12 protein-coding genes are annotated in these 14,616 nt (G+C 42.7%); 11 read left to right on the forward strand and 1 reads right to left on the reverse strand.

The window, feature by feature from the left end; all coding sequences use genetic code 11:
- Window positions 1-746: 746 nt before the first annotated feature.
- The 3 genes from IEW05_RS18275 to IEW05_RS18285 all read left to right on the forward strand — a co-directional run bounded on the left by IEW05_RS18275 (window position 747) and on the right by IEW05_RS18285 (window position 2,985).
- A complete protein-coding gene (locus tag IEW05_RS18275; RefSeq protein ID WP_188541281.1) occupies window positions 747-1,655 on the forward strand; it encodes a sensor domain-containing diguanylate cyclase in 909 nt (302 codons plus the stop codon).
- Between the two features lie 195 nt (window positions 1,656-1,850).
- Window positions 1,851-2,798 (forward strand): 1,4-dihydroxy-2-naphthoate polyprenyltransferase, encoded by a 948-nt coding sequence (locus IEW05_RS18280; protein ID WP_188541282.1) that lies wholly within the window; start codon window positions 1,851-1,853, stop codon window positions 2,796-2,798.
- Window positions 2,799-2,853: 55 nt separating this feature from the next.
- Complete coding sequence (locus IEW05_RS18285; RefSeq protein ID WP_188541283.1) at window positions 2,854-2,985, forward strand: DUF4023 domain-containing protein; 132 nt, start codon at window positions 2,854-2,856, stop codon at window positions 2,983-2,985.
- Between the two features lie 53 nt (window positions 2,986-3,038).
- Here the strand turns inward: IEW05_RS18285 and IEW05_RS18290 are convergent, their stop codons facing one another.
- The gene (locus IEW05_RS18290; protein WP_188541284.1) at window positions 3,039-3,215 is read right to left on the reverse strand and encodes a hypothetical protein; all 177 of its coding nucleotides are present in this window, start codon (window positions 3,213-3,215) and stop codon (window positions 3,039-3,041) included.
- A 216-nt stretch (window positions 3,216-3,431) separates the two neighbouring features.
- Here IEW05_RS18290 and IEW05_RS18295 point away from each other — a divergent pair, with 216 nt between their 5' ends.
- The 8 genes from IEW05_RS18295 (at window position 3,432) to cydC (ending at window position 14,540) form a co-directional block, all read left to right on the forward strand.
- Entirely contained in the window at window positions 3,432-3,935 is a 504-nt protein-coding gene (locus IEW05_RS18295; RefSeq protein WP_188541285.1) for a hypothetical protein, read from the forward strand.
- A gap of 344 nt (window positions 3,936-4,279) precedes the next feature.
- Window positions 4,280-5,746: a catalase gene (locus tag IEW05_RS18300; protein ID WP_188541286.1), complete on the forward strand. Its 1,467-nt coding sequence runs from the start codon at window positions 4,280-4,282 to the stop codon at window positions 5,744-5,746.
- A gap of 194 nt (window positions 5,747-5,940) precedes the next feature.
- The gene (locus tag IEW05_RS18305; protein WP_188541490.1) at window positions 5,941-6,699 is read left to right on the forward strand and encodes an ABC transporter ATP-binding protein; all 759 of its coding nucleotides are present in this window, start codon (window positions 5,941-5,943) and stop codon (window positions 6,697-6,699) included.
- 3 nt (window positions 6,700-6,702) lie between these two features.
- The gene (locus tag IEW05_RS18310; protein WP_188541287.1) at window positions 6,703-8,370 is read left to right on the forward strand and encodes a hypothetical protein; all 1,668 of its coding nucleotides are present in this window, start codon (window positions 6,703-6,705) and stop codon (window positions 8,368-8,370) included.
- A 243-nt stretch (window positions 8,371-8,613) separates the two neighbouring features.
- The gene (locus tag IEW05_RS18315; RefSeq protein ID WP_188541288.1) at window positions 8,614-10,014 is read left to right on the forward strand and encodes a cytochrome ubiquinol oxidase subunit I; all 1,401 of its coding nucleotides are present in this window, start codon (window positions 8,614-8,616) and stop codon (window positions 10,012-10,014) included.
- Window positions 10,004-11,017, forward strand: a complete 1,014-nt coding sequence (gene cydB, locus IEW05_RS18320; RefSeq protein ID WP_188541289.1) for a cytochrome d ubiquinol oxidase subunit II — start codon at window positions 10,004-10,006, stop codon at window positions 11,015-11,017. The genes IEW05_RS18315 and cydB overlap by 11 nt, the downstream gene beginning before the upstream one ends.
- Window positions 11,017-12,753: a thiol reductant ABC exporter subunit CydD gene (cydD, locus tag IEW05_RS18325; protein WP_188541290.1), complete on the forward strand. Its 1,737-nt coding sequence runs from the start codon at window positions 11,017-11,019 to the stop codon at window positions 12,751-12,753. Before cydB ends, cydD begins: the two co-directional genes overlap by 1 nt.
- The gene (cydC, locus tag IEW05_RS18330) at window positions 12,750-14,540 is read left to right on the forward strand and encodes a thiol reductant ABC exporter subunit CydC (RefSeq protein WP_188541291.1); all 1,791 of its coding nucleotides are present in this window, start codon (window positions 12,750-12,752) and stop codon (window positions 14,538-14,540) included. Before cydD ends, cydC begins: the two co-directional genes overlap by 4 nt.
- The last annotated feature ends 76 nt before the right edge of the window (window positions 14,541-14,616 follow it).

Raw genomic sequence — 14,616 nt, forward strand, 5'->3', positions numbered from 1 at the left:
ATCAACGATACCTCCTTAATTATTATGAGAAAAAAATGGACAGATAGTTAATTACTTCAATATTTAAATTGTAACTTATGCTGCAGTTACTGGCAAATTTTACTTCGTTTAGTTGGATTGAGCATAATCTATAAATTAATTTTTTCTGCTATAAATTGGCTAATACCGGGATAATGATATGGCAAAAGATTACTATTTAGTATACTATTACTTTAGGTATAGTTCTTTGTTCCTATATTAGGGAAAGAGTGAAGACAATGCGCAGAGAGATGGAACGGATACATCAGAAGAATGTATGGATGTTGAAGTTACTATTGTTTTTTTACATAGTGGGCTTCACAGTTAATTTAATAGTAAGGGGAAGTTTACCTGATATAACTTTGCCGATCGGTTTGGTTCTTCTGTCGGTGTTGGCGCTGTTTGTGTATCTCAGACGCTGGCCGCAGTTTACCATGCTATTGACAATAAGTTTTCTGTTTTTATTTTTTTACCTTTTGATATCAGTTGATCCTAACTTGATTCGGTATATTTTTCTAAGCATCGCACCATTAATATGTTTGTTTTATCTTGATTTACGAGCAGTTCTGTTGTCTGGATGTCTTTATTTGTTGTTAAGTAGCTACTTTTTCTATAAGTTTGAGAATCAAATTTTCCAAGAATTAAGTCCCAGTCATTTGACATATATTATTGTTTTGGGCATTTTCATATTGGTTTTTTCTGTGATATGCACCAAAGAGACAAGGAGATTGTGGTATCGGGCAGAGAATAGTGAGGATCAACTTAGAACGATATTAGAAGACGTTTCCGTTGGAATTTGGACGTATGATTTGAACATGATGCAGTTTGAAGTCTCGGAAGGTTTTGAGAAAATTACGGGCTATAATGTTAAGACGTTTAGGAAAGATCCTGAGCAGTTCCGTGCGATTATCCATCCCGATGATCAGCATCTATTCGTTTCGGGGCAGAAGGAATTGATGATATTACATACCGACATGGTCAAGGAATATCGAATCATTTGTTCTAATGGGGAGATCAAGTGGGTTCAGAATCGCGGCAGGGCACAGTTCAATCATTTGAATAATTTGACCCGACTTGAAGGTGTTCTGATTGATATTACGGAGCGTAAACAAATGGAAGAGAGTATACAGTTCTTGGCTTATCATGATGAGCTAACAGGATTGCCTAACCGTACGTTGTTAAATATTAGATTTAAAGAATATAGTAAGCGCGGTCATTTTCCGTTGGCTGTATTGTTCATTGATCTGGATAATTTCAAGGATGTGAATGATACTTATGGTCATATTGTTGGAGATTTATTGCTGAAGGATATAGCTGATCGCATGTTGGAGCTTGTGCGTGAACAGGATACGGTATGCCGTCTAGGCGGAGATGAGTTTGTTGTACTGTTGACTGAAATGGATGAATCGCGAGTAGTTAGGGTGGCTGACCGTATTAGAGCTAGCTTGACTGAGGGATTTGTTTATAATGGGTTCAGTCTGACGGCTGGGGCAAGCATCGGGATTTGTGTTTCACTCCAGGGAAATAGCACTCTAGAGGAAATGATTCAACAAGCGGATGGGGCTATGTATGACGCTAAGAAGAATAATGATTACGAACACAAAGCATATGGTAATATCGCCTATAGCAAAAATTGAGCCCAGTAATGGGCTCGTTTTTTTGTAATTAAAATGGTTATGGTTTTAGTAAATAGAATAGTGCAGGGATGGAACAGGCTATAATTAGGTAATGTAGTAATTAGATTGTTGTGACAAGTTTCCCTAGATAATGCTTTGAAAATTAGATATCATCATTTTAGATATATCTTTCAATACTTCATGAGGATGATGAACTTGATAATGAAGAAATTTTTTGAATTAGTAGAATTAAGAACTAAAGTGGCAAGTATGATCCCTTTTTTTATCGGTACAGTGTATGCAGTATTTCGGTTTCATGAATTTCAGCTCTATAGCTTTGGACTGATGTTTCTTTCACTGCTCAGTTTTGATATGGCTACTACAGCGATCAATAATTATTTTGATTATCATAAGGCAGTTAAGAAGAAAGGCTATGGTTACGAGGTACATAATGCAATAGTTAAATATAACATGAAGCCATCTAGAGTGCTTGCGTTGATTATTGGGCTATTATTGCTTGCTATTGGAGCAGGTATTATGTTAGTCATACAGTCGGGTCTTCTTGTTCTGTTACTTGGAGGTCTGTCATTTGCAGTGGGTATTCTTTATTCCTTTGGCCCGATCCCCATTTCAAGAATGCCGCTTGGAGAAATATTCTCCGGTCTATTTATGGGTTTTGTAATTATCTTTGTTTCAACTTTCATTCACGCCTCAGATGGGCTTGCTTCGCTGACCTTGCTAAATGGAGTTGTCAGCTTGCAAATCCAGCTTATGGAGGTGCTACTTGTATTCTTCATCTCGATTCCAGCTATTCTATGCATTGCGAACATTATGCTCGCGAATAATATTTGTGACGTAGAGGATGATGTTGAGAATAAGAGGTATACGCTGCCTCATTATATTGGCAAATCGAATGCACTCCTGTTATTTAGATTTATGTATTATGCGTCCTACCTAGATTTGATCGTGCTCTACTTCTTAGGAGTAAATCCATTCATTCTATTGCTTGTCCTTTGTACGGTTATCCCAGTACATAACAATATTGGGCGATTCGCGGCTCATCCAACAAAGCAACATACTTTTGGACTTGCTGTGAAAAATTTCGTGCTGAGTAATGTTGCGCGTATTGCCGCCTTGGGGATTGCGGTGTTAATGACAATTTAAAGAATAGGGCATAGTAACCATGGGAAGAAACCACCCGTAAAGGAGGCCAAGACCTATGGAAAACCTACATGATTTTGTAGAGAAGATTCATGACACACAGGCGAAGCAAGAAAAGAACAAAAAACATAATGGTAAAGGCAATCCCACCGGACAACTTCCGAGCAAGCCGCACGGTACGCAAAAGTAAAAATAGAGGCGACTCCCAACTGAACTGGGAGCGCCTCTATTTTTTAATTACGTTCACTCTTCGCTGGACAGGAACTCATTTGGAGTATCCCCTTCTTGGGTGCTATGATTCTTGAATTGGCTCAGGCGTCCGTTTCCTCCTGCTCCACTAGTTCCAGAAGAGGAAATGGTTTGATTGTCAACTTCCTCCTGCTCGGAGTGATTGTTCTGATCTTGTCTTTTATTTACCATCTCTACACCCCCTTTTTATCTCTTAGTTATTAAAAATAGGCCTTGAGTATTTCGTTAGGATTTAGCATTTTTACAGAATTTATACCTGTCAAGATTTCGCCAATGAAACTGGACTTAGGTCTAGGAATTATCTCCCCTAGAGACCGAAGAATATACAGTCAGAATATAGTATGATATAGGAAGATTATTACATAGGCAAAGGAGAGAGAAAGTAAGATGAATAAAAGATCGTGGCTCGGCCCACTTCTAGTCCTACTTGGCATATACTTGTTCTTCTTCCGAAAGGAAGCTGTCGACGCGGGTACGTTGTTCGGTAATTTTTGGCCAACCATATTTGTCATTCCGCTCGGTTTGTTCTTTCATTGGATGTATTTCTCAATGACGGGTCGAAGAGGATCAGGTCTCTTGATTCCAGGAGGCATTCTATTTACCGTTGGGATCGTGTGCCAGCTTGCAACTTTGTTTGATAGTTGGCAATACTTGTGGCCAGGATTCATAGCAGCTCCGGCGGTGGGCTTGTTTGAATTTTATTGGTTCACAAATCGGAATAAATGGCTACTGATACCGATTAACATCTTGGGTGGATTGTCGCTGCTATTTTTTGCTGTGTTCTCCTTCGGAGCACTTTACAACAGTGTCATCTTCGGGCAACCGGTCCTAGCTATCGCGTTGATTGCTATCGGTGCTGGAGTGATGATTGCACCAAAAAAACGCACCTAGAACGTGAGTTGATCCACTTGTAATTGCTGTTAGCGGAGTATGGGAATGGGGTTCAAGAAGGCATTAAGTAATAGAATTTAGCAGGGACAAGGGGCCGTGAACCTGTCCCCAGCTGACAGGCAACTGACGAGAATTGCGTTAGTTGCTTGTTTTTTGTGCTGAGGTTGATTTAAACCGAATAGTTATAGAACAAGACATGATAAGGGAGGAATCGGATGGGAGTATTATTCATATTATTTTCATAAAATCTTCATGCAAAACAGCAAGCATGCATGATAAAATTTACTATAGAACTTAGATTAAGTCTAAATCCAATATTAAATAATTTGAAAGGCTGTGAATATATGAAAGAAAGATTAACAACGAATCAAGGGGCACCCGTAGGAGACAATCAAAATTCACGTACAGCAGGACAGAATGGACCAACGCTACTTGAGGATTATCACTTACTTGAGAAGATTGCCCATTTTGACCGCGAACGAATTCCAGAGCGCGTAGTGCATGCGCGTGGTGCTGGTGCTCATGGTGTGTTTGTGGCAGAGCGAGATATGTCCCAATATACTCGTGCACATTTCCTTCAGGAAGTGGGACGGGAGACACCGGTATTTGTACGTTTCTCTACAGTAATTCATGGTACAGGTTCCCCAGAGACGGCGCGTGATCCGCGTGGATTTGCCGTGAAATTCTATACTGAAGAAGGCAATTATGATCTTGTAGGTAACCATCTACCGGTATTCTTTATCCGTGATGCGATCAAATTCCCGGACATGGTGCATTCCTTGAAACCAGCTCCTGATACGAACATTCAGGATCCAGCGCGTTATTGGGATTTCATGACGTTGACCCCGGAATCAACGCATATGATGACCTGGTTATTATCGGATAACGGAACACCAGCCAATTACCGTCAGATGGATGGCTTCAGTGTCCATGCCTACAAGTGGATCAATGCTGAAGGTAAAGCAATTTATGTGAAATACACTTGGAAAACGAAGCAAGGCGTTGTCAATTTAACTGCTGAAGAAGCTAAGGTCGTGCAAGGAAATGATTTCAACCATGCAACTCGTGATCTTCATGAACATATTGCCAATGGGGAGTTCCCACAATGGGAATTACACGTGCAACTAATGCCAGTAGAAGACCTGGATAAATGGGGCTTTGATCCACTGGATCCAACCAAAGTATGGCCAGAAGATCATTATCCACTAGAGAAAATCGGTACAATGACATTGAATCGGAATCCAGGAAACTTCTTTGCTGAAGTAGAACAAGCGGCATTCTCACCTAGTACCATGGTTCCAGGAATCGAACCATCGGAAGATAAGTTGCTACAGGGTCGATTGTTCTCTTATCCGGATACCCAGCGTTATCGTCTTGGAGCAAACTACTTGCAAATTCCAGTCAATTGCCCGTATGCAGCGGTAAGAAACCATCAGCGTGATGGTGCTATGAATGTGAACCAGGATCTTTCTCCAGTTAACTATGAACCCAATAGTCTGGATAGCAGTCCAAAGGAAGATCCAACTTACCGTGACAGTGTTATGCCATTGAAGGGAGAAGCAGGACGTCAGAAAATTGCGAAGACGGACGACTTTACCCAAGCAGGGGAACTGTATCGCAGCTTTACACCGGAGGAGCGTGATCATTTGATCGATAACATGTTGAATGATCTTCGTGCGACTAATGAGGAGATTCAGCTTCGTGCGATCTGCAATTTCTTCCGTGCCGATGTAGATTATGGTATGCGTCTTGCTAAAGGACTTGGTATTGATATCAGTGGATTTATGTCAGGTGCTCCGAAGAGTGAGTAATTAAATTACCTACTGCATGGCAGTAGTTTAATATAAATGTAATAGAAGGCGAAGCTCTCTGTAGGATGAGAGCTTCGTTTTTTTTGATCTGATTTACTGTTGAAGCACCAATACCCTAAGGAAATTATGGTAAACTAGGAGTAGTTTAGGGAGGAGTTGTGATAGTGACTAATACATATGAACCAGTAATCCGAATGGCTGACCTCAGAATGAAGTATGGAGATAGATATGTACTTAACGGCGTGGATCTGGAAGTATATCCAGGTCAAATCATAGGATACATTGGCCCGAATGGTGCAGGTAAGAGTACAACGGTTAAGATAATGCTAGGGCTGGTAGAAGGCTTTAGTGGTGAAGTAAGCGTACTCGGACAAAGTCCACGTGATGGTGGGGTAGAGTATAAGAAACGTATCGGATATGTGCCGGAAATTGCAGAGATGTACGATACATTGTCTGCAAGGGAATATTTATCATTTATAGGTGAGTTGTATGGGTTGACTGCAGAAGCTGCAGAGGAGAAGGGGCGCAAATTGATGGAGAGTTTTGGGCTAAAAGACGTATATGATGCCCGAATTGCAACCTTTTCCAAAGGGATGAAACAGAAAGTGTTGATTATTTCAAGCTTATTGCATAACCCGGATATTCTATTTTTGGATGAACCCTTAAGTGGTTTAGATGCCAATAGTGTTATGGTCGTCAAGGAAATGTTGGCGTTACTCGCAGCCAAGGGAAAGACGATCTTTTACTCCTCACATATCATGGATGTAGTTGAGAAGATCAGTAGTCGAATTATATTACTTGATGGCGGGCGGATTGTTGCGGACGGTAGTTTTGAAGAACTGAAAGAGCAAAGCCATGAAGGTTCACTTGAGCAAATTTTTAATCAATTAACCGGATTTAATGAACACCGAGATATCGCGGAACAATTCGTGTCCATAGTGCAAGAGGTGTAGCAGATGAGAGATTATCGTTCACTGAAGGTGTTGGACAAGTTTAGTGGATTGTTTCAGAAATCGGGAGTGAATTACCCCGTTATGCGGCGCATCCTTCAGGTCAAACTGACGATGGATGCCAGAAGAGTACCAACGGTCATTGGTAAGTCTTCGAAGAAGGATGCAAGTAATGATGATAACTCTACGAAGACTAGTAATAATTTCGTAAAGTCATTATGGTTATATATTCTATTTGGACTGGTGAGCATACCATTTATTCTCATGGGGAAAAATTATATTTTTCAGATGAGTTTGTTGTTCGGTGTCTTTATGTTCATGTTGCTGACCTCACTCATTTCCGACTTTTCCTCCGTGCTGCTAGATATTCGTGACCGTAATATATTATCTACCAAGCCAGTTGATCGTAAGACAATAGCTATGGCCAAAACCATGCATATCCTGATCTATATGTTCTTCCTTACCGGAGCCATTACAGCTATCCCATTAATCGTGGGCTTAGTGAAGCATGGCATATGGTTCTTCCTCGTGTTTTTGATTGAGATTATTCTTATGGATATGTTAATCGTTGTTATTACTGCGTTAGTATATTTAGCGGTATTGAAGTTCTTTGACGGAGAGAAACTCAAAGATATGATCAACTACGTGCAAATCGGCCTGACGATCGGAATTACGCTTGGTTATCAGCTGCTTGTACGGTTATTTGGTATCGTTGATATGGGCGTTGTATTTCAGCCCAAGTGGTGGCAGTTTTTCCTCCCACCTGTGTGGTTTGGTGCATCCTTTGAAACTTTACTTCATGGTGCTCGAGAACCCTTATTTATTGTGTTTTCATTGTTGGCCCTATTTGTTCCGATTGCAGCCTTCCTTATCTATCTTAAACTCATGCCTTCCCTGGAGAGAAATCTTCAAAAGCTGTCAGACCCCGGTGGTCGGAGTCGGAAAAAGAATGGCTTTTTATTGAAGGGCATTACAAACTTAGTATGCAAAGAAACACAAGAAAAGGTGTTTTTCCGATTTGCTTGGATGATGATGGGGAAGGAGCGGGAGTTTAAGCTTAAAGTATATCCTAACCTGGGTTTTTCGATTATATTCCCATATATATATCTGTTTAGTGGTATCTCAAAGAATGGACTTCAGGGGCTAGCGGGTACCCAAATGTATCTAGTAATCTATTTCTGCGCGATGTTAGTCCCGAGCGTAGTCATGATGATGAGGTATTCTAGCAAATACAAGGCTGCCTGGATTTATCAGGCCGCTCCGATAAGCGATCATGCACCTATCTATAGGGGTGCTCTGAAAGCTTGCATTGTCCGCCTGCTATTGCCCTTATTTTTACTGAATAGTTGTATCTTTTTATTTCTATTCGGCCAAGCAATAATCCCTGATATGATCGTGGTAGTCTTAAGTTTCATTCTCTATCCCGTAATTTGTTTCGCATATATGGGAAAAGCGCTTCCTTTCTCAGAACCAACTGGCGGAGGACAGCAGACGGAAAGCATACGAATGATTCCATTTATGCTTATACTAGTTGGATTCGCATTACTTCATTGGCTAGCGCTGAGTTTTAATTATGGAATTTATGGGTATATGATTGTGTTGGTGCTTGCGAATCTATTTGCATGGAAGTGGGCCTTTTCCCCGAAAATGTTACAGCGTGGAGCTCAGATGTAATAAGTGTGAACCCCAATATCGCAGCCTCGTTTACTTCGTTAAACGGGGCTGTTCACAATAATTTCATAAACTTCAAGGTGGAGAAAACCGCGCTACGACGCGGAATATTGAGTTTTTTTATTATCAGTGACATTAATCATGTGATTCTTGTCACAAAATTATTACTTTTATGACGTTCGTTTTAATATTTCCGTGATAGAATTCACAATAGATAAACAAAGATAGAAAGTAGGGAAGAATATTATGGATCCAATCATGCTTGCTCGCCTTCAATTTGCAGTCACAACGATTTTCCACTTCTTCTTCGTTCCACTGTCCATTGGCCTGGCGTTGCTAATTGCAATTATGGAAACCATGTATGTTGTAAAGGGGAAAGAAGAATACAAACGTATGGCGAAGTTCTGGGGGAAATTGTTCCTGATTAACTTTGCTGTAGGGGTCGTAACAGGTATTCTTCAAGAATTCCAGTTCGGTATGAACTGGTCGGATTACTCAAGGTTTGTGGGTGACGTATTTGGTGCGCCGCTCGCAGTCGAAGCGCTTTTTGCTTTCTTTATGGAGTCAACATTTATCGGATTATGGATTTTTGGTTGGGATCGCTTATCCAAACGCGTTCATTTGCTCTGCATTTGGCTCGTTGCGATAGGTACTACGGTTTCAGCTTTCTGGATTTTAGCAGCTAACTCGTTTATGCAACATCCGGTTGGTTTTGAGATCAACAACGGACGTGCAGAGATGAACGATTTCTTCGCGCTGATAACCAATGGTCAGCTTCTGGTGGAATTCCCGCATACCGTACTTGGTGCGTTTGCAACCGGGGCTTTTCTCATTACGGGTATCAGTGCCTATAAATTATTGAGAAAACAAGACGTGAAATTTTTCAAAAAATCATTCCAAATTGCCGTTATTATTGGTCTGATTTCTTCGTTTGGTACAGCATTGTTCGGTCACCAGCAAGCGCAATATTTGGTGAAGACACAGCCAATGAAGATGGCCGCATCTGAAGCTTTGTGGGGTAAGAGTGGTGATCCTGCGCCTTGGACGGTTTACGCCCATATTGATTCGGACAGTGGAAAAAATAACTTCGAGATCCAAATTCCTTATTTGCTCAGCTTTTTGTCCTACAGTAGTTTCGATGGTGAAGTTAAAGGGATCAATGAGCTTCAAGCGGAATATGAACAAACTTATGGACCAGGCAACTACATTCCACCTGTGCGCACTACGTTCTGGAGTTTCCGGATCATGGTTGCTGCTGGATCTTTGATGATTGTACTTGGTCTATGGGGTATATATCTGATGAAACGCAAAAAATTAGAATCTCCAAACAAATGGTATTACAGACTAATGCTATGGTCGATCTCGTTGCCGTTCATCGCGAATACAGCGGGATGGGTTATGACGGAGTTTGGTCGTCAGCCATGGACAGTATTTGGGCTTATGCAAACGAAAGACAGTATCTCGCCTAGTGTTACTTCAGGGCAAATTTTATTCTCAGTCATCAGTTTTACAACGATTTATGCAGCACTAGGAGCTGTCATGGTATACTTGTTCGTCAAAGTTATTAAGAAGGGTCCATTTGCTGAAGATAGTCATGATGAACATTCGGCAGATCCATTTGGTAAGGAGGGTTACCATGTCTCTTAATGAGCTCTGGTTCGTACTTGTTGCAGTATTATTTGTAGGTTTTTTCTTTCTGGAAGGATTCGATTTCGGGGTCGGAATGAGTACGCGATTCTTAGCTAAGAACGATATGGAGCGAAGAGTACTGATTAATACGATTGGTCCCTTTTGGGATGCAAATGAGGTATGGCTAATTACAGCAGGGGGCGCGATGTTCGCAGCTTTCCCGAACTGGTACGCTACGATGTTCAGTGGCTATTACACACCACTTGTCGTATTATTACTCGCATTGATCGCTCGGGGTGTCGCGTTTGAGTTCCGGGGAAAGGTGGGGAACGAGAAATGGAAGAAAACATGGGATATGTCCATTTTTCTAGGTAGTCTACTGCCTCCGTTCTTGCTTGGTGTCGTATTCTCCGGCATGATGAAGGGCCTACCGATTGATGCTGATATGGAAATGAAGGCCGGATTATTTGATATGGTGAACCTATATACATTAGTAGGTGGAATCACCGTTGTGATGTTATGTCTTGTACATGGTTTATTGTATACAGCTTTGCGGACGACAGGAAGCTTGCAGGAGCGTGCTCGCAAATTAGCTCATAAATTGCTCATTCCGCAAGCTGCGTTATTCGTGGTGCTAGGTGTAATGACATACTTCCAAACCGATGTATTTGAGGTTCGTGGGTTACTACTTAGTGTGATTGCAATTCTCGGTGTTGTAGTGTTCCTGCTTGCGGGTCGATTTATATCGAAGAAGAAAGACGGATGGGCATTTGGTATGACCGGAGCACTAATTGCATTGGGCTTCTCCTCTGTCTTTATTGGCATGTTCCCGCGTGTGATGGTTAGCTCAATTAGTGATGCTTTCTCTTTGACGATAGATAACGCAGCTTCAGGTCAGTATTCCCTTAAAGTAATGACCATTGTTTCACTGACCCTACTACCTTTTGTGTTGGGATATCAAATTTGGAGCTACTTTGTCTTCCATAAACGGGTTCACGAGAAGGAGCATCTAGAATACTAATGGGACGCGGCTTAATGAAATGGGCGGGGATCAAATCGGTTCTTGTGGTCATGGCTGTTTCGACCCTCCTCCAAAGTATCATGATTATCATGCAGGCCAAATGGCTGGCGGAGGTTCTCTCCGCCCTGTTTGGCGGTGCTAAGCTGCAGGAGCAACTCGGCGGGATCGGGTTGTTCCTGCTTTCTTTTATAGTTAGGCAGGCATGTAGCTTACTTCAGCAGAAGGTCGCTTATCAATTTGCAGAGCAAACGGGTAGAGATTTACGTAAGCAGGTTATGGAAAAGTTATTTCAGCTAGGTCCTCGTTATGCGGGTAAGGAAGGCACGGGGAATTTAGTAACGCTAGTGATTGAAGGCGTGATGAAATTCCGTAATTATTTGGAGCTATTTCTACCGCGGATGTTGGCGACAGGGATGACACCAATATTGATCTTGGCTTATGTGTTTATGCAGGATGTGGAGTCAGGAATCATTCTGACGATCACGATGCCGATTCTCATCATCTTTATGATTCTAGTCGGTATGACAGCCCGTAAGCAAATGGATCGTCAATGGGAATCTTATCGGGTGTTATCCAATCATTTCGTAGATTCATTACGAGGGTTGGAGACGCTGAAGTTTCTAGGACGCAGTAAGCAACATAGCGACTCCATCGATCGGGTCAGCGATTCCTATCGTTCGGCTACGATGCGGACACTTCGAGTTGCCTTCTTGTCTTCATTCGCACTGGACTTCTTCACGATGTTATCCGTTGCGTCCGTCGCCGTCAGTTTAGGACTTCGCCTTGTTGATGGTAAAATGACGCTACTCACGGGACTAACCGTGCTGATTTTGGCACCGGAGTATTTCCTCCCCGTGCGAATGGTAGGTGCTGATTATCACGCCACCTTGGATGGGAAAGAAGCGGGAGAAGCGATGGAAGCCATTATCGATGCGGCGGAGAAGGAAGCAGCTGAGAAAGCGGCAATCCTGGGTGGAAGCCCTATGGCCTGGACGCCAGAGAGTACATTAACCTTGTCCTCAGTTGGTGTGCGTCATGAAGCGGACGGGAAGCCTTCCCTGGAAGGTGTTGATTTGAAGATAGGCGCTGTAGGCAAAATTGGGATCATTGGTGAAAGTGGAGCCGGCAAATCAACGCTGATCGATGTACTAGGTGGTTTTCTACGCCCGACTTCAGGAAGCTTTGAATTAAATGGTGCCTCGGTGGGCGATTTGACTCACTCATCTTGGCGGGAGCAAATAACGTACATTCCGCAGAATCCATATATTTTTAGTGGTTCCCTACGTGATAATATAAGCTTCTACTCACCGAATGCTTCGCGCGAAGCTGTAGAGCAAGCCGCTACAGCTGCAGGGCTGGGTCAATTAGTTCGCGGATTACCTAGCGGGTATGATGAAGTTATCGGTGGGGGTGGACGTGATCTAAGCGGTGGCCAAGAGCAGCGTGTGGCACTTGCCCGTGCTCTACTCAGTGAGCGTCCAATTATTTTGCTCGATGAGCCAACCGCACATCTGGATATCGAAACGGAATATGAACTAAAGGATACGATGTTGCCATTGTTTGAGGATAAGCTGGTATTCTTAGCTACTCATCGATTGCACTGGATGCGGGATATGGATTACATCATCGTCATGGAGCAAGGGCGCGTGGTGGAGATCGGAACTCATGAGCAGTTGATTGGCCAAAAAGGGGCTTATCATCATTTGATAGCCATACAGCAGGAGGGGATACAATGAAGCAGGAGCAATGGATAAGACCTTATTTTCGGGTCTATAGTGGGCGGTTTGCACTCTATTTGATTTTGGGTGCACTAACACTACTTTCTGCGTCAATGCTCATGTTCACCTCTGGATTCTTAATTTCCAAGTCGTCGCTGCAGCCATACAATATTCTCATGGTATATGTACCGATTGTTGGTGTGAGAACGTTTGGTATTGGTCGGGCGGTCATTCATTATGTGGAGCGGCTAGTTGGACACGATACGGTTCTGCGTATTTTATCGAAAATGCGAGTCAAATTATATAAAATTCTTGAGCCGCAAGCGTTGTTTATTTCTTCACGCTATCGGACCGGAGACCTTCTAAGCGTCTTAGCTGACGATATAGAACAATTACAAAATGTATATATCCGCACCGTGTTTCCAAGTTTAGTGGCTTTGATTCTTTATGCGGCTGCTGTAATTGGACTCAGTGGGTTTGATGTTGTATTCGCAGGTTTAGTTGCAATCTATATCTTCATTCTGGTGGCTGTACTTCCCTATATCTCATTGAAGCTTACTAGAGCAACGAATATCGCAGTGAAGCGTGAGCGAAATGGACTTTATCAGAAGCTTACGGATGCTGTGATGGGGATTAGTGATTGGGTAATCAGTGGCCGACAAGCGGAGTTTGTGGAATCGTATGAGCGGGATGAAGAAATTGTGGCTCGCAAAGAACAAAGATTACGGGCTTGGGCTAGATGGAGAAGCTTAATAGGGCAAATGGTTGTCGCTGCGATTGTTGTTTCAATGGTGTATTGGTCTGCGGGACAAGCGGCGGCTGGGAGCATTGATCCTACTTTTATCGTAGCCTTCGTGCTAATCGTGTTTCCACTTGCCGATGCCTTTCTTCCTGTATCAGAAGCGATGGAACGGATTCCTCAGTACCGGGAATCATTGAGTAGGTTGGATCGTATTTCAGGATCATCTAATATGGAGTCCTCCGTATCAAAGGATGGTCAAGGGAATGAATCTTTAACTGAAAATAGGGCAGAAGCTGGCGTAAGCCAAGAAGCACTTAGCAAGGCCTCCCGCAGTGTCTCGCTGGAACTGCGAAATGTGAAGTTTGCCTATAGTTCGGATGATGCCAATTCTGTTGATAACGTGTCTTTGGATATTCCCCAGGGCAAACGGATCGCGATTATTGGCCGCAGTGGTGCAGGTAAATCTACATTACTGAAGCTAATTCAAGGTGCTATCGCTCCAGTTAGTGGCTCGGTTACAATTAATGGCCTTCCTGCTATGAATTACGGCGATGATATCTCAAAGGTGATTTCTGTATTGAACCAGCGCCCACATTTGTTTGATACGACAATTGCAAACAATATTCGGTTGGGTCGTCCAGAATCATCGGAGGAAGAGATTATTCAGGCGAGTAAGTCAGCGCAGCTTGACGAGTTAGTTCGATCTCTTCCGGCTGGGCTGGATACGCCGATGCGTGAGACAGGCCAACGTTTCTCTGGAGGGGAACGGCAGCGTGTTGCCTTAGCGCGTATTTTGCTGCAAAATAATCCGGTACTCATCCTTGATGAGCCTACAGTAGGGCTCGATCCTCGTACGGAGCGGGAGTTGCTGTCAACGATTTTCAGTACCACTAAAGGGAAATCATTGATTTGGGTTACTCACCATTTGGTTGGTGCCGAATGCATGGATGAAGTGATTTTTATGGAGCATGGTGTTATTCTCATGCGGGGTACACATGCCGAATTGATGGAGCGAGAACCTAGATATCGTAATTTATACGCTCTGGATCGTCCAGGGGTTTAAGCTCTTTATAGAATCATTGTATCAATGAAGACAATAAGAGACACTTGTAGCGCCACTAGAGTGGAGTTATAAGTGT

The sequence above is a fragment of the Paenibacillus segetis genome, from assembly GCF_014639155.1.
Classification (GTDB): domain Bacteria; phylum Bacillota; class Bacilli; order Paenibacillales; family Paenibacillaceae; genus Fontibacillus; species Fontibacillus segetis.

Bases quoted from the DNA above. Each gene is read 5' to 3' on its own strand.
- IEW05_RS18285 (WP_188541283.1), top strand. From the start codon at position 2,854: ATGGAAAACCTACATGATTTTGTAGAGAAGATTCATGACACACAGGCG.
- IEW05_RS18290 (WP_188541284.1), bottom strand. From the start codon at position 3,215: ATGGTAAATAAAAGACAAGATCAGAACAATCACTCCGAGCAGGAGGAA.
- IEW05_RS18295 (WP_188541285.1), top strand. From the start codon at position 3,432: ATGAATAAAAGATCGTGGCTCGGCCCACTTCTAGTCCTACTTGGCATA.
- IEW05_RS18300 (WP_188541286.1), top strand. From the start codon at position 4,280: ATGAAAGAAAGATTAACAACGAATCAAGGGGCACCCGTAGGAGACAAT.
- IEW05_RS18305 (WP_188541490.1), top strand. From the start codon at position 5,941: ATGGCTGACCTCAGAATGAAGTATGGAGATAGATATGTACTTAACGGC.
- IEW05_RS18310 (WP_188541287.1), top strand. From the start codon at position 6,703: ATGAGAGATTATCGTTCACTGAAGGTGTTGGACAAGTTTAGTGGATTG.
- IEW05_RS18315 (WP_188541288.1), top strand. From the start codon at position 8,614: ATGGATCCAATCATGCTTGCTCGCCTTCAATTTGCAGTCACAACGATT.
- cydB (WP_188541289.1), top strand. From the start codon at position 10,004: ATGTCTCTTAATGAGCTCTGGTTCGTACTTGTTGCAGTATTATTTGTA.
- cydD (WP_188541290.1), top strand. From the start codon at position 11,017: ATGGGACGCGGCTTAATGAAATGGGCGGGGATCAAATCGGTTCTTGTG.
- cydC (WP_188541291.1), top strand. From the start codon at position 12,750: ATGAAGCAGGAGCAATGGATAAGACCTTATTTTCGGGTCTATAGTGGG.